Genomic DNA, 20,603 nt, shown 5'->3' with positions numbered 1-20,603 from the left:
TCCCCTTGTGGCAAATCTGCCACCTTGGCTACCAATTGGTAATGTCGGCTGCTTCACCATCGCCCCCAAGCTGACCATCTTTGCCATAGGAAAACAAATCAAGCTCGCCATGATCGCCAGGCATTTTGTAGATATAAGCGTTGCCCCATGGATCAAGCGGAACATTCTTTTTTAGGTAAGGCCCACTCCATTTAAGCTCATTCGTCGGCGCAGTATTCAGCGCAGCCAAGCCTTGTTCTGTAGAGGGATAGTGACCAGTATCTAATCTATACTGATCCAAGGCTTTTTCCATCGCATCGATTTGCGCTCTAGTGACCTTAATCTCGGATTTACCCACTTGTGCAAAATACTTGGGGCCAACATAACCTGCCAACAAGCCGATGATAACCATCACCACAAGTAGCTCAAGAAGTGTAAAGCCCATGCTGGACCTAGAGGGTGAAATGGTACGTGCAACATACCGTGGCATGGCTTAGTCTCCTCCTAAATACTGCAACTAGTCTGTTTTAACCACCACCTTCTAAGGGCAGCGTATAACAAAACATATTATGGAGTTAGGATAGTCGTAGAGACTGTAAGAAGCTCTGGGGCAAATGCTGTATTCTCTTATACAGGGAGTACCTTATTTTTGTCTTAGGTAAACACTGTACAGAGCAGACTAACATTCAGTTAATCTTAATGGGCGGAGTTCTAAACTAAAATGTATCAATATCTAAACATCTTTTTGAATACATTTAGCCGTCATTGCTTCATGGTAGATTTTTTCAATAGCAATGGCATCTAAAGCTGGGGTTAAAAGCTTTCTACTAAATGCCTCACATATTGAGCTATCGATGATGAGCTCTTTAGTTAATTTAGCTTTTTCATTGATTGTGATTGAATCTTGATGTTCGGAACAAGCCGCCATCAAGCAAATTGAAGTAAGTCCAACAAAGTACGTTAGCAAAAATTTTAATTTCAGATTCATCAATAGACACCTATCTACAGCCATGAAAGAGGGAAAATTACAGAAAGCTATAAACTAAGTATATATGCTGAAGCAGCAATTAAACATATATTCACATTAGATTAAAATCGTATTCCAATTGTGATTCTAGTCATATCATCCTGAGTAAAATTTACTTTTGGATCATATGCAATTCGTAAAAAATAGCTTGGCCAATCATAGGTAATAGATGCACCAACGCTATTAATCGACTGCCCTGGATCTGTAGGGCCACTTTTATTAAACACATCAAGTGAGAAGCGTTGTTTATTTTGTAAGGGGAACTGCATCAATAAATGCGTATTCTGTTGCCCAGGCACTACTCTGACATCACGCACCACAAATAGTGTAACGCTGGGGCCATTTTCTTTTTTATAACCCACACCAAGCGTAATTGCATCATTAGGATCAAAGTTAAGGTTGGCGTATGGTTTTAAATTTGTCACACCATAACCAATCATTCCAAAAAATGGATCGGTTGTAGTAGCCGTAATTGAACCTCCGAGAAACCCATGTGTTGCGACTTGTAGCGACGTATCTAAGTTCACCATGAACAGCTGATCAGTTCGTTCATATCCACCCCGCCACTGGTCAAATCCTGTTGAACTCTCTTTGTAGTACCCAACCCAAGCTCGCTGATTATCCCTTTCAGCTCTTAAGTTAATATCATTTGAATGCACACTTTGTGTGGAGTAGTCACCTAGACTGAGCTTATATTCAATCGGCTTACCCTTCTCAAAGCTAAGCTCAGGTGATGGATTTGTTGTATCCGCAAATGCTAAAGACCCTTGCATCAAGAAAAAAACGATATAAATTAATAATTTTTTTAACATATGTATTGTTGACCTATAGCTTACAAAAGCTACTACTTTTATCAGTTTTTGTAACAAGCAATCACGGATAACATGTTGAGCTCGCTCTTAATATTTTAAATATAGAAGCTTTATAAATTATATAAATTTAAGTAAGTCAGCTAATAGTTAATCTGACACTATTAGCTTAACAGTGCGCCTATCTATTCTACAGTCTATGAATTTTAGAAGTGAATTTAATATAGCGCTGTTTCTTCGCTTTCGTTTGAATTGGATTTTCCACCATATCTTTTAACTACCCATAAATACACTGAAGGCAGCACTAAAAGCGTCAATAATGTTGCGCTAATTAAGCCCCCTATGACAACTACAGCTAGCGGCCTTTGTGTTTCTGCGCCAATATTATGTGAGAGCGCCATAGGTAACAAGCCAAACATCGCAAGTAAACCAGTCATTAAAACGGTACGCAGACGGGACATTGCTCCCTCTTGCACAGCTTCCTCTGGCGTCTTGCCTTCGGCAATCAACTGGTCAAATACTGACACCATGACAACGCCATTAAGCACAGCCTGTCCGAATAAAGCTATAAAACCAATAGCGGCTGAAACTGACAATGGGATGCAAGTAATATATAGCGCAACTATGCCCCCAATTAACGCGAATGGAATATTTGCCACTATCAATAAAGCATTTTTAAACGATCCAAAAGCATCAAACAGCAATACAAAAATAAGCAATATAGAGAGTGGGACAACAACAGCCAACCTTGCCATTGCTCGCTCCTGGTTTTCGAACTCTCCTGACCAAGATATGTTGACATTATTCGGGATGTTGACAGAAGACTTTACCTTGGCTTGCATGTCCGTCACCACACTACCCATATCGCGATTTTTAATAAAAATGCCTATAGAAACCACCCTCTGACCATTTTCTCGTGCAATATTCATTGCTCCAACGGTTTGTTTAAAGTGTGCAAGCTCACTAAGCGGTATCTGTGCTCCGCTTGGCGCAGCAATAAGTAAGTCGTCCAACTTGCTAAGTGAGCGCTGCGCTTCAGCTAAACGAACAACAACAGAAAAGTGACGCTCTCCTTCCCATAATTCAGTCGTAGCCTTACCCGCTAAAGCTGTTTCTATCACATCTTGAATATCGCCAATATTAATCCCATAACGGGCTGCAGCATCGCGATCGATATCAATGACCTCCTGCGGCAAGTCACCATCACGATCGATATAAGCATTTGCAACGCCTGCAACCTTAGAGATTTGCTGAGTAATTGTTCTTGCCGTTTTTCTTAAAAGCGGCAAATCATCGCCATGCACTTTTATCACAATCTGACCATCAATCTGTGAAATGCTTTCCAGCACATTATCTCTAATTGGCTGTGAAAATGTTGCTTCTACTCCAGGTAATACTGAAACAGCATTACCCATCTCATTAATAATTTTTTCTTTTTTATAATTTTTACGCCAAGTTTCTTCTGGTGCGAGCTCTACGAAAAATTCCCCCCCATTAAATATTTTAGGATCTGATCCATCATCAGGTCTGCCAATTTTTGAAATAACAGTTTTTACTTCTGGCACTGTATGTAATGCCGCACGAATTCGCCGAGCGGACAATAGCGCCTCTGCAGGAGAAACTGATGAAGGCAATGTGACGTTTACCCAGATAGATCCTTCATCAAGCTCTGGTAAAAATTCTGTTCCAATTTGTGTACCCAAAGCCAGCGCAGCTATCAATAAAACTAAAGCTATGCTAATTATCTGCTTTGGGCGAATGACAGCCCATGAGAAAGCTGGCTGGTAAATTTTCTTAAACCAGCTAAGTAAGCGATTATCATGATGCGGAATACGGTCACGCAACAACCACAAACAGAGTAGCGGCACTAATGTGAGTGATAATATCAATGATCCAATTAATGCTGAGGTCACTGAGAATGCCATAGGTGAAAAAATACGTCCCTCAGCACGTTGTAGCGTAAATATGGGAATATGTGCTGCAATAATCACCAGCATAGAAAATAAGGTGGGGCGACCCACTTCGGTGACTGCTTTATATATGGCCTTTCTTCGCTCATTAAAGTGATGCTGTGATTCGTCACTCATGTTCCCAAGTCGCAAAAATACATTCTCGACTACAATCACCGCACCATCAACAATAATGCCGAAATCCATTGCTCCAAGTGAAAGAAGGTTTGCTGGCATGTGTAAAAAAGTCAGGCCTAGGAATGTGGATAATACGGCGAGGGGAATAATACAAGCTACGATAAGCGCTGCACGTAAGTTACCTAAAAACATTAACAGTACAAAAGTAACTAACAACGCCCCCTCAATTAGATTACCAAACACTGTATGCAGCGTTTTTTCAATCAACCATGATCTATCATAATAGGGCTTTAACTCCACACCTGGCGGCAGCCCATGGTCATTAAGATCGCTGATGGTTTGTTTGATGCCTTTAAGTAGTTCAGAAGGATTCTCACCTTTGCGCATTAGCACCAGGCCGTTGACTATGTCATCAGTATTATCTTGGCCCACTAACCCTTGTACTGGTGCATTAGCTTCCTTAACAACTGCCACATCTCTTATCAGTATAGGTACGCCCTTGCCATTGTCACCTACCACAACGCGATCAATATCGGCCGAGGTTCTGAATGTTCCTAAAGAGCGAACTAAAAACTGCTGTGGTCCCTGTGAAACTGCGCCTCCTCCAGCATTGGCATTTGCACGAGTCAAAGATGAGAATAATTGAGCCAAGGTGATCTTCGCATCTCGCATTTTGGCTAAATCAGGATTTACTTCGTACTGCTTAAGTGCACCGCCCATAGAAACGACATCAGCAACCCCAGGTACTTTCTTTAGCGCTTTTTCAACCACCCACTCTTCAATTTCTCTTAACTGGCGGGAATTAAGGTGATCGCCTTTAACGCGATAACGGTAAATCTCTCCAATGGAGGTAGACAGTGGAGCAACGTCAGGCTCAACTCCCGCAGGTAAATCAATACCTCTTAAGCGCTCAAAAACAAGCTGACGAGCTTCTTTATCTGTTGGTTTATCATTAAATGTAATCATCATGTAAGACAAGCCAAATTGAGTATGCGTGAACATACGCACCATATTTGGCATGCCAGACATTGCAACTTCAATTGGAATAGTAACTTGCTTTTCAACTTCTTCCGCAGCACGCCCCGAGTATTGCGCAACAATATTAACTTGCGTGTCGGACACATCAGGAAAGGCTTCAATCGGTAAGTTGATAAACGCAATGACTCCACCCAGCACAAATAGCACTAAGCCTAATATTACAAATACAGGTTGAGTTAATGCAAATCTTACAATGCGGTTAATCATGATTCTTGTTCCTAGTTAACCGGCATTGGTTTTGGCACATCAATATTTTGTGCTACTTGGGATTTGTTTTCCTCAATGAGTTTTTCAAGAAAGAGTGCGCCATCTAAAACCACCTCGTCACCTTTATTTAAACCGCTTGAAATTGTCACCCAATCATCATTACTAGCGACGGGTACGATGACCTTACGGGTATAAATGCCTTCTGAAGTTTTAACAAATACCATTTTTGTAGACTCTTTCAAGAATACTGCTTTTGCAGGTATATCCAGTGTATTGTTAGTCGTGTTACTGAGCTGAGCAGTGACGTACATTTCTCCCTTTAATTTAAGGTCTAAATTACGTAGTTTTGCACGTACTTTCAACGTATGACTTGCTGGATCTAACATATCTTCAATGAAATCTATTTGTGCATTAAATGTTTTGTTTGGCCATGCACTAGAGTGAAGTATGACTTGCATGTCTTTATGTATTGAGCTGATTGCTTGCTCAGGTGCATCTATCCAGCACCACAGATAAGTTGGATCACTTACGACAAATAAAGGTGAAATAACTTGATCTGACCTCAGCTCCATTCCAGGATTCGTGTTGCGTGCGACCATCATTCCGGCAATAGGGCTTCTAATGGTGAATTTTTGATCAACTGAATCGGTAGCACCTAATGACCGAAGTCTTATTTCTGCTCGAGCAGCTTCTGCTTTGCTGTTTAATAAGTCAGTTTGTGATTGCTCAAAATCCTTGCCCGCGATAATGCCCGCATCTGCCAAATCTTTATTCCTTGCGTGATTTCTCTCAGCTTGGGCTAGCTCCGACTTTGCTCGAGCTACATCTGCTTGTGCGCTACCCAGATCTGGTGAACTTAAATGCGCCAAGGCTTGATGCTCTTTAACTGGTGAACCAACCTGCACTAAAACATCCACTAAACGCCCATTGATAGGCGGTGAAACCCGGGCAGTATGATCCTCGTCCCAAGCAATACGGGCTGGAAAGCTGACTATATTATCTTGAGAGGAAATGACAGGTGCTGTGATTACACTCTGTTTCAAACGAGAGTTTGCTGAAAAGTGAACGGCATTTTCAGAAATGGTTGGCTCATCAACTGAAGGAATATCTGCTTTTACAGGTTTTTGACACGCCGTCAATTGAGATAAAAGAGTAACCGCCATCAATGCATGCATTAAGTAGCTTCGTGTAAGTACATTAGAAATCATCATGATCACTTCAAGTTATTCATTAGTTAATATTATTTGCAGATATGGATTGATTGCGAGTAAAAATGGAGCGCGCCAAGCTAGCTCGCGCACTTAAGGTGTCCAAGCGTGTTTGGCGCAAAATGCGTCTTGCTTCAAGTAAATCCAATAAACCTAAAGCGCCTTTCGCGTAACCTAACTCAACAGTGCGAGCAACATCTTCAGCATGTGGTAGCAGTTCTTTCTGCAGGAGTTGCAAGTTTTCCTGCGCATTGCCCATATCAGCATTCATGCGTTGCCACTCCGATTTTGCATTTGCTTCTATATGCACTAACGCTTCTTTTGCTGCATCATAATTACTGGTAGCTATTGCAATTTCACCTTCATAATGATTGTTGACTGTCAGTGGGAAACCAAGCGTAAAGCTAATAGTGTCACCAGTGCCAGTTGCATTGTTCCCACTTGTAGGCCAATGGTCATATTGCACACCAGCAGTAATGTCAGACTTCAGTTGTGCTCTAGCCAATTCAAGCTGCTGACTAGCCGCCTCAATACGCAATTTAGCCGCTTTCACATCAGTGCGGCTAGCTAGATCAAATTGCTGCGCCTCAATAGGCTCGACATCCAAGATTGCAGAATCAACTGTCAAGGCATCTGTCTGATGCCCCCAGTCCAAAAGAGTTACTAGCGTGAGTTGTGCTACTTTTGCGTCAGACTGCGCCTGATGTAAATCTATCTGTGCCCGATGAGCATCAATTCTTTGGCGCTCTGCATCGAGAGGTGACAAGTCTCCATTTTCTAGGCGAATGCTATTGGCACGGAGTGTTTCCTTATACAAATCGACCATTTGTGACAATAAATTAATCCGCTCATTACTAGCGGCTACATCTACCATTGCCGACAATAGAACAATGCTTTGCTGACGTTCTGTTTCAAGTACATCTTGCTTGGAAGCTGAGACGATGCCTTGTGCCGATTTAACTCTTAAGTTACGTTTATTTCCTCTTTCGATTAATTGTTCATAGCGGACTGAAGTATCAATTGTTTTATCAAAATATGAACCAGCACCAATGCCAAGCTTAGGGTTTATATTACCAACGCCAATACTTAAATTTGGATTCTGAGTTTCGCCTGCTTGAGTCAGGTTAGCTTCATTAGCAATAATGAAGCGGCGGCTATCAATAATTTCAAGGTTGCACTGCAATAAGCGATTCAGCGCAATATCCTTAGTAAGAACCGCTGGTGGGGCTTCTGTTTGGCAATGTTCGGATGCGTAGGAAAAAGTTGAAAAAATGATGCAGCAGCTCATCAGAAAAGTAACTAAACGCTTAAACTGAAACCTATAAAAATTTACGTATTCGCAATTACGTTCTTCTTTGAGCCGTAATGGACGTATTTTTTTTAAAGTTTTAGATAGGCAGATGTTAATGCACTTGGTCATATGGATTTGCTTTTAAGGAACTTGTGGTTCCGTTGTATTGTTTATAACAAGATTGCCGGATTCTACAGATGCAACCTTGCAAGAACATGTACAGAACCTTTCAGCAAGCTTTCATTACAAAAATTTCCACTGGAAGTCATCAAAGTACAGCTAACAAGGCTGGAATCACTGAGTTATACTTAAAATAAGAAATTCAACGGCGAACTTACAATGCGCATATTATTGGTGGAAGATGACACTCACTTAGGCGAAAGTACCGCAAGAGCGCTACGTTCTCAGCAGTGGTTTGTTGATTGGGTAAGAAACGGTGACTCTGTTATAAATATGATAGGCCTTGTTTCCTATGATGCAATCATTCTAGATGTAGGTTTGCCTGGTATGGACGGCTTCGAAATTTTGCACAGTTTGCGTTCCCAAAATAACTCACTGCCAGTTTTGATGTTAACAGCTCGAGATACTATTGATGATCGAGTATATGGATTTCAACTTGGTGCTGATGATTATTTGGTAAAACCATTTGCCTTGAAAGAGTTAGTTGCTCGCATTCAAGCAATTACGCGACGCTTCCATACCCGCCAACATAACGAAATTATATTCGGAATTTTGCGTATAGACTTGACAGCCAAGCGTGCCTATTTATCGGATAAATCGCTCGAACTATTACCTCGAGAATGGGCTGTGCTTGTGTACATATTGAACAATTTGGGCAAAGTAGTAAGTAAGGAGCAGATTTTGGAAGCAATTTCTGACTGGGATGAGGCACCATCAAGTAATGCAATTGAAGTCTACATTTCACGGCTAAGAACAAAACTTACTCCTGCGGGGATTTCAATTCGAACAATACGAGGATTTGGCTATCTTATAGAGGAGTCCGTCAATGGAGTCCAGCCTTAAACAGCAGTTGCTTATCTGGCTTATAGTACCAATGCTAGTTATTGCTCCTGTGGCTGCAACATTCCAATATTGGTTATCACTCAGACCGGCGAAGCAAGAGTTTGATCATCAACTCGGTGATTATGCCATTGCAGTTTCAAGCTTCTTAAAAGTAGATGGGAAAAGCATTCATTTCAAAATGACAGATGAAGCGGTACATCTGCTCCGCACAGATCAAATTGATACTGAATTTTTTCTGGTTGCATCCCCTGATGGCAAGGTAATCGCGGGAGATCCTGCACTTAACACCCCTGAAGATAAAATTGCTGCGGGCGAGTTGCGCTTTATCGATCGTGAAATCAACGGTCATGCACTGCGTATGGTGATGTATGGGGTAGCTTGTGGCCAAAACCCCTGTCAAGTGCGGGTTGCAGAAACTCTGCGTAAAAGGGACAAGGCACAGACTCAAGCACTTATTACCACCCTACTGTCGATTCTGGTATTGGGTTTGACTACAACAGCAGTGGTTCTGATTGCAGTAAAACATGGCTTAAAACCTATGCAGGACCTCCGTGCTCAACTTGCCGATCGAAGTTTTTCTGACCTGCAAGCTATAAGCTTACCGCATGCACCATCTGAATTACAGCCACTCATTACAACACTCAATCATCTGTTCAAACAACTTAGTGACGCAAGTAATGCACAGAAGGCATTTCTCGCCGATGCAGCTCACCAGCTTCGCACTCCGCTCACGGCGCTTCAAACAGAATCGGAGCTAGCATTGCTGGAACCTCATCCAAAATCGCTGAATACCACACTAGAGCGCCTCAATCGCTCAGCAAGCCGTGCTGCGAAGTTAGCAAACCAATTATTGGCGATTGCCCGTGCAGATCCCAATAGCCAAAATTCAACGGAGTTTAAACATATCAACCTCAAGGATATTGGTGCTGAAGCTGCAAATGAGTGGTCTAGCCTAGCGTTCTCAGCTGGCATTGATTTAGGGTTTCAATTACTTACAGCTCCCGTATATGGGCAATCAACTTTACTTCAAGAGTTATTGTCGAATCTTATCCATAACTCGATTGAACATGCGGGTAAAAGTACTCAAATTACTGTAAAAACCTATGTTCTAGAGCAATCAGCTATTCTTGAAGTAGAGGATGATGGCCCAGGAATAGATTTTGAAGAGCGGCAAAAGGTGCTAAAACGCTTTTCTCGCGGTAGCCAAGCTAAAGGCTTCGGTAGCGGACTAGGCTTGGCAATTGTGAATGACATAACACAAATTCACGGAGCAAAGCTCATATTAACAACACCTACCAAAGGCAAGGGACTACTGGTGCGTATATCATTCCGAATTGACTCGCCTAGTGCAGGCTGAGATAGTCATGATATTTTATAACAGAAAACTAAACTATTGTGGGATGTATTGCTCAACAATGAACTTGCTCATTCCATTGGCGAGCTCTTCTTCGCCATAAAATACTTGGCCGATATTCTCTGTAGTTAATAAATTTGATTCATCCTCACTATGCGTTCTTACAACAATTTTAATTTCAGGACGCAATGTTTTTGCGGTTTCGGCCATTTTTCTGATATTAATCGTATCAGGTGTTGCAATCACCAGCATGGATGCGTTTGCAATATGCGCTTGAATTAACACAGCGGGTTCAGAAGCATTTCCCGATACGGCAGGAACACCTTTTTTACGCAGACTTTCAACAATCTCTCTATTTTCTTCAGCCACAACATAAGGAATATTGCTATCAGTTAAAGCTTTGGCAATTCTTTTTCCAACGCGCCCATAACCCACCAGCACGACTTGACCTTCCAAGTATTTACGCTCTGTACTCATAGGCAGTTCAGAGAATTGATCTACACGTTGCTCATATTGGCGCGCAATCTCAGAGAAGCCAAGTACCCATTTTTTAAACGGTTTAATGATTGAGAATATAAGTGGATTGATGGCGATTGAAATTAAAGCACCAGCCAAAATTAGGCTCATGCCTTCAGCTGGCAGAATGCCTAATGAAACCCCCAAGCCAGCAAGAATAAACGAGAACTCACCAATTTGCGCCAGACTTGCAGCTACAGTGAGTGCTGTATTGAGCGGGTAACGAAGTGCCAAAGTGATCACCATGGCAGCAATCGATTTACCAAAAACAATGATGGCTACAACCGCCAATACGCTCAATGGTTTTGACAATAATATCGAAGGCTCAAACAGCATGCCAACTGACACAAAAAACAGCACCGCAAAGGCATCCCTTAGTGGCAATGATTCTTCTGCCGCTCTATGGCTGAACTCAGATTCGCGCATCACCATGCCTGCAAAAAAAGCACCGAGCGCGAACGACACGCTAAACAATATTGCTGCGCCATAGGCGATGCCGATTGCGGCTGAAATTACAGATAAAGTGAAGAGCTCTCTTGAGCCTGTTTTTGCAACATGCCATAAAATCCACGGCAGCAGTCGTTTACCAACGACTAGCATCAAGACAATAAAACCTGTCACTTGCAAAAGCGTAAAGCTAATGGTCTGCCATAATGGCGTAGAAGTAGCTTCAGTCGTTACGCCGCCTAAAATGGCTGCAAGTGGCGGCATTAACACCAGCACTAACACGGTGACAAGGTCTTCAACCACCAGCCAGCCTACCGCAATTTTGCCATTCATACTCTCAAGTATGCCTCTGGACTCAAGTGCTTTTAATAACACCACAGTACTGGCACACGAAAGTGCCAAACCAAAGATTAAGCCTTCGCCAAATGTCCAACCCCACCAATTCGCGAGCAGCATGCCAAGCACAGTTGAGATTGTCATTTGTATGATCGCGCCGGGTAAGGCGATGCGCTTTACAGACATCAAATCGTTAATGGAAAAGTGCAAGCCTACGCCGAACATAAGCAGCATGACGCCAATTTCAGATAATTGAGATGCGATGCTGACATCTGCAACAAAACCTGGCGTTGCGGGGCCAATCAGAATACCTGCGAATAAGTAACCAACAAGTGCGGGGAGCTTGCAGCGCTCAGCGATAAAGCCAAAAATAAGTGCGAGCCCAAAACCTGAAGCGATGGTTGTAATAAGTGTTAAGTCATGATCCATATGTTCACCTTTTTTTATGGCTAAGCATACCAGTCTTTAGTCACTTTCAGATGGCTAATGGCACTTTAATATTGCATCAATTTCATTCGAGTAATTGATGCAATATTAAATGTCAAAATCATATTACTTTCGACTAAATATCAAACTTAACAGATTGTTTGCACATCCTCCTTGAGGTGGCTTTGGCATTGTGAGAGGCATCTCACAATACTGATGACGCTAGCGCGTTTTCAGTACGATGAACTTAGCCATTTAAGCTTTTACTTACAATCTCGAACACATCATTTGATAGATTGGGTGTGTCCATAATCGTTTGCAGGGCAGCTTTCATATGCGCTTGCAGGGCTGGTGTGTAGCGTTTCCATTCACGGAACGGCGTCACTTGGCGTGATGCAATTTGTGGGTTGATTTCATTCAACTCAATAATTACATCTCTCAAAATGGCATAGCCTTGACCGCTAGGGTCATGGAATTTCACTGGGTTGTTGATTGAAAATGCTGAGTAAAGCGAACGTACGCGATTAGGATTTTTAATATTAAAGTCTGGGTGTTTAAGTAGCTTTGCAAAGTCATCAAATATGGCGTCTCTGTTTGCAATTGCTTGCAGAGAGAACCATTTATCAACAACGAGCGGATAGCCTTTAAATCGACGATAAAAATCAGCTAAAACTTCTTCTCTTTGAGCTTGCGTGCTGTCAGACAGGCAAGATACGGCCGCAACAAGATCAGTCATGTTATCAGCCGCGTCATAATGCGCCTTTGCAAAGGCGGCACATCCAGTGCCATTGGTGACAATTAACAGTTCAAGTACGGTATTTTGTAGCGCTCTGCGTCCCATCGCCTCTGGCGATAGTGAAAACTCGCCAGTATTGCTGTTGTCCTGATACAAACGCTGTAAGGCTGCTTTATGTGTCTGTTTAATTGTTTTAAGAATGTGCGTGCGGGCATTATCTATGGCTGCAGGGTCAATCACACGCTGCGTTTGCGCAATCACGGCGATGGCAGGCAGCGTGAGCGCGCGTGCAAGCAGTGCTTTATCGCCTTTATTGGCAAGCCCCTGTTCAACCATTGCGCCAAAATCATCTACAAATTGAGCGATATTGGCTTCGCTATCAGCCATCACACGTTCGATATTACGTAGTGCAAGTGTCTGGCCAGCTTCCCAGCGGTTGAAACCGTCAGTATCTTTAAGCTGTAATAAACGCAGATCGTCATCACTCAGGTCTGTGATTAATTTTACCGGTGCAGAAAAGCCGCGCAAGATTGATGGCACTGGCGGCGTATTCACGTTGTTGAAAGTGAAGCTTTGTTCACGCTCAGTCACCTCAAGTACTTGCGTATCATGCGTTTGCTTACCCGTTGCATCAAGCAAGCCCACCGCCACTGGTATATGCAGTGGCTTTTTATCTAGCTGCCCAGGTGTTGCAGACTGAGACTGCTGAAGCGTGAGGGTGTATGTGCTTAGTGCCGCATCATATTGACTACTCACCTTTAAAGTTGGCGTACCAGCTTGCTTGTACCACAAGAAGAATTGCGACATGTCGCGGCCTGATGCGTCTGCCATGCACTGTACAAAATCATCGCAGGTGACGGCATGCCCATCATATCTATCAAAATACAAATCTGTGGCTTTACGAAACGTTTCGTCACCGAGCAAGGTATGCTGCATGCGAATGATTTCTGCGCCTTTTTCATACACGGTTTTTGTGTAGAAATTGCTAATCTCGATAAATTGATCGGGCTGTACTGCGTGTGCCAGTGGACCCGCATCTTCTGAAAATTGCAGGCGGCGTAATGAGTTAACATCATCAATCCGCTGCACGGCTTGAGAGTTCATATCGGCACTAAACTCTTGATCTCTAAAAACGGTAAAACCTTCTTTGAGCGATAGTTGGAACCAGTCTCGGCAAGTCACGCGGTTGCCCGTCCAGTTATGAAAATACTCATGCCCAATCACGCTTTCAACACTCATAAAGTCATTGTCAGTGGCGGTATCTTGATGGGCGAGGACTAGTGAAGTATTAAAAACATTCAGCGAGGTATTTTCCATGGCGCCCATGTTGAAATCACTCACAGCTACGATATTAAATAAATCCAATTCATATTCGCGACCATATTTCTCTTCATCCCATTTCATCGCTTTAATGAGCGATTGCATGGCATGGCCACATTGTTTCTCGTCGCCTGATCGCACGTAGATATGTAGGTCAACATTGCGTCCAGACATTGTTTTGAATGTGTCTGCAACACGTACGAGATCGCCAGCGACTAATGCAAAAAGATAGCAAGGTTTGGGGAATGGATCATGCCAGACGGTAAAATGGCGTCCATCATCACACTCGCCTGAATCGACTAGATTACCGTTAGAAAGTAGTACTGGATATTTGCTTTTTTCACCTTCGACACGCACGGTGAAAATGCTTAAGACATCTGGACGATCTTGAAAGTAAGTGATACGGCGAAAGCCTTCAGCTTCACATTGCGTGCAATAAGTGTCTTGAGATTTATACAAACCCTCAAGCAAGGTGTTGGATGCTGGGTCTATCTCTGAGGTAATGGTTAGCGTAAACTTTTCGCCTGCATTGTTGATGGTCAGTGCATCATCCGTAATGGTGTAGCCATCAAACGGCTTGTTATCAAGTTCAACAGAGATAATGGTCTGACCTTCACCATTTAAGATTAAGTCATTTGAAGTGCTCTCAGGATTTTTAAAATACTGCACCTCAGACTTCACAACTGTTTTATCTTCAAACAATATAAAGCTGAGGTTCACATGCGCTGCTTTATAAGGCGCAGGCTGATAGTCTTTTAAATAGATAGTCTTAGGTGTCAGGTTTTTTTCTATTGGCATCGTCATCATTTTTGCTAGTTATTTTTCTTAATCATTATTAAATTGGCCAATGCGCAACAGCCTGCCGCCTGCACCAAATGCGCAGTAACTTACTTTAGCTGCTCATTGATTTCAACATCAACTTTGCCGCCATTAGGTTTAACGGCTGCTGACATACCTTGTAAGTCACCCGCTTGCGCTTTAGCATCACCAGTTTTAGAGATACGCGCCACAATGACCACTTCAGCAGCTTGTGAAAGTTTGTTCGCTGGCATTAAGCCTTTACTGTCATCTAAATGATAAGTGTAAGGCAAATCTTTTACCGTGATGCGTTCAATGGCAAGCGGCATAGGCGAGCCTTGCGTAGCACGTGCGAATACGAATACTGTAGCGGCAGGATCTACTTTACTCGCTAAGTTCGCAGCAACATTGACTGTGCCACTCACTCCCTCTGCTACTTTTTGCTCTAGCGCTGATGGCTGAGCTGTAGCTTTTGCTGATGGTGCCGGAGGCTTCACTCCCGCCAATGTATAGACTTCATGTAGGGAAGCTTTCACCTCAGGCAAAATATCCGAATCGGCTGGCAAGTCTTGCTGCAAGGTTTCCCAATGCGCGATGGCTAGTTTGTAATCTTTGCGATTAAAGGCTGCTGTAGCGGCTAGTAACAATGCTTTTGTGTGGTGTGGATCAAGTTTTAGTGCTTGATTTGCAAGCTCTTCTGGTTTACCAGTTAAATCGTGACCATTCACCACCGCTAACGCATCGGCATAATCAGCCAACAACTGTGGATCATTCGGATTCGCTTTTACTGCTTTTTCATAAGCAGGAACCGCCTCAGCATGACGTCTTAACTCTACGTATGATCTTGCTAGTAACGCCCAGCCACTGCCATCACCAGGATCTTTTTCAAGTTTAGTTTTCAAAGCATTAAGTAGCGGTTCAATATCACCTGCCATTGCTTTATGCTCAAGAGTCGTTTGTTCCGTGGCTGCCTCAGGCTGAATATTTGGCGCCACTGTCGGGATTGTGACTGAGATTGGGCTACCGATTTTATTATAAATAACCACTGCCGCTAGCGGTAGCAACACCAACAATACCGCAGCCAAGCGACGATCAGGCTTAGCGCTTGAAGTATGTTCACTCATGTGACCAATCTCATCAAGCATTCGTCTTTCAAGTTCACTTTTTGCTAGGTCATATTGTGTAGCGTCTAATATGCCATTGATTTTATCTTGCTCTATTTCATCAAATTGCTGACGGAAAATTGCACGTTTTTCGGCACCCGCATCAGTAGTTGCAGCTTGGTTTGGCTTTAATAAAGCGGGCAAAATTAGTGCCAGCGTGGCTACGATCATTACAATTACGATTACCCAAAATAACAACATGGTGCTTCCTTATTTAATCATTCACTGATTCGGCAGTTTACTTACTCACAACAGCTTACTTATTCAAAAGCTCTCTGACTTTACGTACCTCTTCTTCAGTCAGTGGCGCATCTACAACCATTGCTTGGCGTCTGCGTATCTGTATGAACAAACCAAAACCACCTGCCAGTAACAATGCAAATGGACCTAGCCATAACAGAACAGTGCTCGCTTTAAGTGGCGGGCGATACCGAACAAAATCGCCGTAGCGCGCTACCAAGTAGTCAATAATTTCTTTGTCTGTCATTCCCTTGGCAGCCATCTCACGAATCTCTTGCACTAAATCTTGCGCAAGCTCGGCGTGCGAATCCGCTAATGTTTGATTCTGACAAACTAAACATCGCAGTTGGCTAGCCAAGCGTTGCACTTGCACTTCAACTGCAGCGTTGTCTTGCATCGGACGTGCTTCTTGTGCACCGATGCTCAATGAGCAGATTAAAAGACCAACTGCCAATAAAGATATTAGTTTTTTCAGCATTATTGAGCCTGCAACTTTTTAACTAAAGGGATGATTTTGTCACGTAATGCTTCCATCGTAATCGGGCCAATTTGCTTGTAAGCAATCATGCCTGTTTTATCAATGACATAAGTTTCTGGTACGCCATATACACCATAGTTAATGCCTACACGCCCATCAGCATCTACAGCATTTGCTGCATAAGGGTTGCCAGCTTGATCTAGCCATTGCTGAGCTTCTTGGTTGGTATCTTTGTAATCTAAACCAATAATAGGCACAAAGCCTGTTTTAGATAACTCGACTAAAAGTGGATGTTCATCTTTACATGCAGGGCACCATGACGCCCATGCATTAAACAACCAGACTTTACCTAACATTTCTTTAGGCGAAATTTTAGTATCAGGGCTATCCAAGCGTGGCAAACTAAACTGCGGAGCCGGCTTACCTACCAATGGAGAAGGCACTTCGCGTGGATCTAAAAACAGACCTTTAAAAAGAAATCCTACAACCACCAAAAATATGATTAAGGGTAATAAAGCGCGCTTCATGCAGCAACCTCTTCTTGGCTTGACTCAGCGCCATTTGAATTCTTATTACGTTTTTTCATGCGATAGCGCTTATCAGATAAAGCAAGTAAACCGCCAAAAGCCATTAAAGCACAACCAGCCCATACCCACTCCACCATAGGTTTATGGTAAATACGTACACTCCAAGCACCATCGCTCAGTGGCTCGCCAAGTGATGCATACAAGTCATGAACAACTGCTGGGCTAATACCAGCTTCGGTCATCGGCATATTAGTTACGGTGTACAGTCTTTTTTCAGTCTTAAGTACTGTGCGTTCAACACCATTTTTGCTGACGCGTATCTGCCCTCTATTTGAGGTGTAATTCGGCCCTTGAACTTCATCTACGCCCATAAAGGTGAAATCAAAACCAGCTAAATGTGCAACATCGCCGGGTAGCATACGCACAGCAGTTTCTGACTCAAAGCCTTTCACTACGGTCACGCCTATAGTAAACACAGCAATACCTAAATGCGCAATCACCATCCCCCACCAAGCGCGTGGGATAGCTTGTATGCGTGAAACTAAAGACTGTCCTGCACCGCGTAAACGATGACGCACCATGTTCACTGTAGTCGCGATAATCCAGAAGGCTAAGAACAAACCTAAGCCTATCATCGGCGTTAAATTCCCTAGCAATAATGGCAAGATAATGGCTGTGGCGATACTCACACCAAAAGCCCAACGTAAGCGCATGGCCAATTCTGGTAATGAAGCATTCTTCCAGCTGACAATTGGACCGACACCCATCAAAAACAGTGCGGGCGTCATCAATGGCGCAAATACTGCATCAAAATAAGGAGGGCCTACAGAGATTTTGCCGTAATTTAACGCATCCAAAAACAGCGGATAAAGCGTGCCGAGTAATACAGACATCGCCGCGACAGCTAACAATACATTATTTGCGAGCAGAAAACTTTCGCGTGAAACCACACTGAACTTACCGCCACGACCAACCGTTGGTGCGCGCCAAGCAAATAGTGCTAATGAACCGCCAATGACAATCACTAGGAACGCTAAAATAAATACGCCGCGTCTTGGGTCTGTAGCAAAAGCGTGTACTGAAGTCAGTACGCCTGAACGCACTAAGAATGTTCCGAGTAGACTTAAAGAGAATGCACAAATAGCAAGCAATACTGTCCAAGCTTTAAAGCTGCCGCGTTTTTCTGTCACAGCTAAGGAGTGAATAAGCGCAGTGCCGACTAGCCACGGCATGAATGATGCGTTTTCTACCGCATCCCAAAACCACCAACCACCCCAGCCAAGTTCGTAATACGCCCAGTTACTGCCGCCCAATATACCCAAGGTTAAAAATACCCATGCCAAAGTAGTCCAGGGGCGTGACCAACGCGCCCAAGCGGCATCAAGCTGACCACCAATCAAAGCTGCAATCGCAAAAGCAAAGGCAACTGAAAAACCAACATAACCCATATAAAGCATAGGTGGGTGGAATATCATGCCAGGATCTTGCAATAGTGGGTTTAAATCACGACCATCTAAGGCCGCTGGAATCAAGCGTTCAAATGGGTTTGAAACCATCAGCATGAACAGTAAAAAGCCTACGCTGATTAAGCCCATAACACCCAAGATACGCGCGCGCATATCATCTGGCAGATGTTTGGAGAATGCACTCACCGCTACAGTCCAAACGCTTAATATCAGCGCCCAAAGTAACAAAGAACCCTCATGACCGCCCCACACCGCTGCAATACGAAATTGTATAGGCAGTTTTGAGTTTGAATTCGATGCAACATACATGACCGAATAGTCTTTGCTTGCAAAAGCATAAGCCAAGCAAATGAAAGCGAATGCAATGAGCAAAAATTGCGCACGCGCAAGCGGTCTAGCTAATCCCATCCACACCATATTGCCACGGGCAGCACCGATGATAGGCAAGCTACCAAGCGTAAGCGCCACCAGCAAGGCGAGAATGAGGGAAAAATGGCCAATTTCAGGAATCACGTTAATATCCTTAGTGAATTTAATCTATATATTTATTGAATTTTGAGTATTTCGATAATTGCATGAACCTGCTTTTTGTAGGTCGGCGTTTAAGCTGACAAGTCTGGCTAAAGGCCCGACCTACATACAGCAAGCGAGTATTTTTAAGCTGTATTACTTAGACATCACGACCGTTTTACCTTGCTCTTGAGCGCGTTTCAGCGCTTCTGCAGCTTCTGGCGGCATGTAGTTTTCATCGTGCTTAGCAAGCACTTCACTGGCGATAAATATGCCATCTGGACCTACCTTACCTTGCGCTACCACGCCTTTGCCCTCTTTAAACAAATCTGGCAAAACACCTTTGTAAACGACTGGTACCGTTTTGGCTGTATCTGTAATAGCAAAGTGAACGGTTAAACCATCATCTTGACGTTTTAAACTATCTTTTACTACTAAGCCACCGATACGGAAGCCTGTACCGTGTGGCACTTCGCCTTTATCTACTTGCGTTGGGGTGTAGAAGAACACCATATTGCTTTGGAAAGCATTCAAAATAAGCATTGCAGCTAGACCCAACAATGCCAAACCAATCACTATCAAAATAAATCGTTTATGTCGTGCTTTTATAGCCATATTAACCTTGTGCCAGAATTTTAGATAACCGTAATGCAGCTTTACTACGTTTGCGCAGAGATATGACTTCCCAAACGACACAAAGTGCCGTTAAACCGAAAGAAAACCACACATAAAATGCGTAGCCTCCCATATTAAAGAACGCTGACCAACTTGCCCATTGCATTATGATTTTCCTCCTGTTGTCACTGACAGCTCTTTAACCCAATCCGAGGAACGCTCACGCTCCAGCATAATGCAGCGCACGCGCATCAATGCAACCGCCACGGTATACATCCAAAAGGCTAAAGCCATGAGCAGCATTCCCATTAACATAGTCGCCGCCATTTTTGGCGCTGCGCCCATATTGATGCTAGAACCTTGATGTAAGGTATTCCACCATTTCACTGAAAAATAAATAATCGGCACGTTCACCACACCAACCAGTGCTAACAAGGCTCCTGCTCTATCTGCACGACGTGGATCATCAATTGACGCTTGCAAAGCAATGAAGCCAAGATACAAAAACAATAAAATAAGTTCAGAGGTTAAACGCGCGTCCCACACCCACCATGCACCCCACATCGGCTTGCCCCACAGTGAACCTGTGACCAAAGCGAGTAAGGTAAATATTGCGCCTGTAGGCGCTAAAGCTTGTGCCATCATGGCAGATAGTCGCGCATTAAGCGCTAACCCTAACGCCGCCCAGCCTGCCATAGCGATATAAATCACCATAGACATCCAAGCAGCGGGCACATGGACAAAAATAATGCGATACGCCTCACCCTGCTGGAAATCAGTGGGGGCAATAGCAAAGCTGATGTACAAACCAGCGACAGCGAAAATTGTGGCTAGCAAAACAAACCATGGAATCATTTTTCCAGCTAGCGGGTAAAAAGCTTGTGGTGACGAATATTTAAACCAATTAATGCTCATAATTTATTTGCTCAAATTGCTCTGTAATTGCATTCAAATTGCACGGTAATCTAATTGTAATTCACGACTGAATTTCACAGTGGCGCA

At 43.3% G+C, this 20,603-nt stretch carries 17 protein-coding genes; 2 read left to right on the top strand and 15 right to left on the bottom strand.

Going from position 1 to position 20,603, the window contains the following annotated elements; genetic code table 11:
* Positions 1–28: 28 nt before the first annotated feature.
* From gspG to M301_RS02350, 6 genes are all read right to left on the bottom strand, one after another.
* Positions 29–469 (bottom strand): type II secretion system major pseudopilin GspG, encoded by a 441-nt coding sequence (gene gspG / locus M301_RS02375; protein WP_013147159.1) that lies wholly within the window; start codon positions 467–469, stop codon positions 29–31.
* A gap of 243 nt (positions 470–712) precedes the next feature.
* The gene (locus tag M301_RS02370; protein ID WP_013147158.1) at positions 713–967 is read right to left on the bottom strand and encodes a hypothetical protein; all 255 of its coding nucleotides are present in this window, start codon (positions 965–967) and stop codon (positions 713–715) included.
* A 101-nt stretch (positions 968–1,068) separates the two neighbouring features.
* The gene (locus M301_RS02365; RefSeq protein WP_013147157.1) at positions 1,069–1,818 is read right to left on the bottom strand and encodes a hypothetical protein; all 750 of its coding nucleotides are present in this window, start codon (positions 1,816–1,818) and stop codon (positions 1,069–1,071) included.
* Between the two features lie 215 nt (positions 1,819–2,033).
* Positions 2,034–5,147: an efflux RND transporter permease subunit gene (locus M301_RS02360; protein WP_013147156.1), complete on the bottom strand. Its 3,114-nt coding sequence runs from the start codon at positions 5,145–5,147 to the stop codon at positions 2,034–2,036.
* A gap of 11 nt (positions 5,148–5,158) precedes the next feature.
* Positions 5,159–6,358 carry an efflux RND transporter periplasmic adaptor subunit gene (locus tag M301_RS02355; RefSeq protein ID WP_013147155.1) on the bottom strand — a complete coding sequence of 400 codons (1,200 nt, stop codon included), beginning with the start codon at positions 6,356–6,358 and terminating at the stop codon, positions 5,159–5,161.
* Positions 6,359–6,377: 19 nt separating this feature from the next.
* Complete coding sequence (locus M301_RS02350; protein ID WP_190274930.1) at positions 6,378–7,643, bottom strand: TolC family protein; 1,266 nt, start codon at positions 7,641–7,643, stop codon at positions 6,378–6,380.
* Positions 7,644–7,985: 342 nt separating this feature from the next.
* Here M301_RS02350 and M301_RS02345 point away from each other — a divergent pair, with 342 nt between their 5' ends.
* Together M301_RS02345 and M301_RS02340 are read left to right on the top strand one after the other, a co-directional pair.
* Positions 7,986–8,669 carry a response regulator transcription factor gene (locus tag M301_RS02345; RefSeq protein WP_013147153.1) on the top strand — a complete coding sequence of 228 codons (684 nt, stop codon included), beginning with the start codon at positions 7,986–7,988 and terminating at the stop codon, positions 8,667–8,669.
* Positions 8,653–10,026, top strand: coding sequence for a sensor histidine kinase (locus M301_RS02340; protein WP_013147152.1), 1,374 nt, complete (start codon positions 8,653–8,655; stop codon positions 10,024–10,026). Before M301_RS02345 ends, M301_RS02340 begins: the two co-directional genes overlap by 17 nt.
* A gap of 33 nt (positions 10,027–10,059) precedes the next feature.
* Here the strand turns inward: M301_RS02340 and M301_RS02335 are convergent, their stop codons facing one another.
* The 9 genes from M301_RS02335 to ccmC all read right to left on the bottom strand — a co-directional run bounded on the left by M301_RS02335 (position 10,060) and on the right by ccmC (position 20,516).
* Positions 10,060–11,751, bottom strand: a complete 1,692-nt coding sequence (locus M301_RS02335) for a cation:proton antiporter domain-containing protein (RefSeq protein WP_013147151.1) — start codon at positions 11,749–11,751, stop codon at positions 10,060–10,062.
* A gap of 244 nt (positions 11,752–11,995) precedes the next feature.
* On the bottom strand, positions 11,996–14,602 hold the full coding sequence (pepN, locus tag M301_RS02330; protein ID WP_041359660.1) for an aminopeptidase N: 2,607 nt from the start codon (positions 14,600–14,602) through the stop codon (positions 11,996–11,998).
* 89 nt (positions 14,603–14,691) lie between these two features.
* The gene (ccmI, locus tag M301_RS02325) at positions 14,692–15,966 is read right to left on the bottom strand and encodes a c-type cytochrome biogenesis protein CcmI (RefSeq protein WP_013147149.1); all 1,275 of its coding nucleotides are present in this window, start codon (positions 15,964–15,966) and stop codon (positions 14,692–14,694) included.
* A 55-nt stretch (positions 15,967–16,021) separates the two neighbouring features.
* Positions 16,022–16,483 (bottom strand): cytochrome c-type biogenesis protein, encoded by a 462-nt coding sequence (locus tag M301_RS02320; RefSeq protein ID WP_013147148.1) that lies wholly within the window; start codon positions 16,481–16,483, stop codon positions 16,022–16,024.
* Positions 16,483–17,010, bottom strand: a complete 528-nt coding sequence (locus M301_RS02315; protein ID WP_013147147.1) for a DsbE family thiol:disulfide interchange protein — start codon at positions 17,008–17,010, stop codon at positions 16,483–16,485. Before M301_RS02315 ends, M301_RS02320 begins: the two co-directional genes overlap by 1 nt.
* A complete protein-coding gene (locus M301_RS02310; RefSeq protein WP_013147146.1) occupies positions 17,007–18,989 on the bottom strand; it encodes a heme lyase CcmF/NrfE family subunit in 1,983 nt (660 codons plus the stop codon). Before M301_RS02310 ends, M301_RS02315 begins: the two co-directional genes overlap by 4 nt.
* Positions 18,990–19,142: 153 nt before the next feature.
* On the bottom strand, positions 19,143–19,595 hold the full coding sequence (gene ccmE / locus M301_RS02305) for a cytochrome c maturation protein CcmE (protein ID WP_041359655.1): 453 nt from the start codon (positions 19,593–19,595) through the stop codon (positions 19,143–19,145).
* A gap of 7 nt (positions 19,596–19,602) precedes the next feature.
* Positions 19,603–19,767, bottom strand: a complete 165-nt coding sequence (gene ccmD, locus M301_RS02300) for a heme exporter protein CcmD (protein WP_013147144.1) — start codon at positions 19,765–19,767, stop codon at positions 19,603–19,605.
* Positions 19,767–20,516: a heme ABC transporter permease CcmC gene (gene ccmC / locus M301_RS02295; RefSeq protein ID WP_013147143.1), complete on the bottom strand. Its 750-nt coding sequence runs from the start codon at positions 20,514–20,516 to the stop codon at positions 19,767–19,769. The genes ccmD and ccmC overlap by 1 nt, the downstream gene beginning before the upstream one ends.
* Between the last annotated feature and the right edge of the window lie 87 nt (positions 20,517–20,603).

This window comes from Methylotenera versatilis 301 (assembly GCF_000093025.1).
Lineage (GTDB): Bacteria > Pseudomonadota > Gammaproteobacteria > Burkholderiales > Methylophilaceae > Methylotenera > Methylotenera versatilis.
Note: the sequence above shows the minus strand (reverse complement) of the source record. Positions and strands in the feature narration are given on the sequence as shown.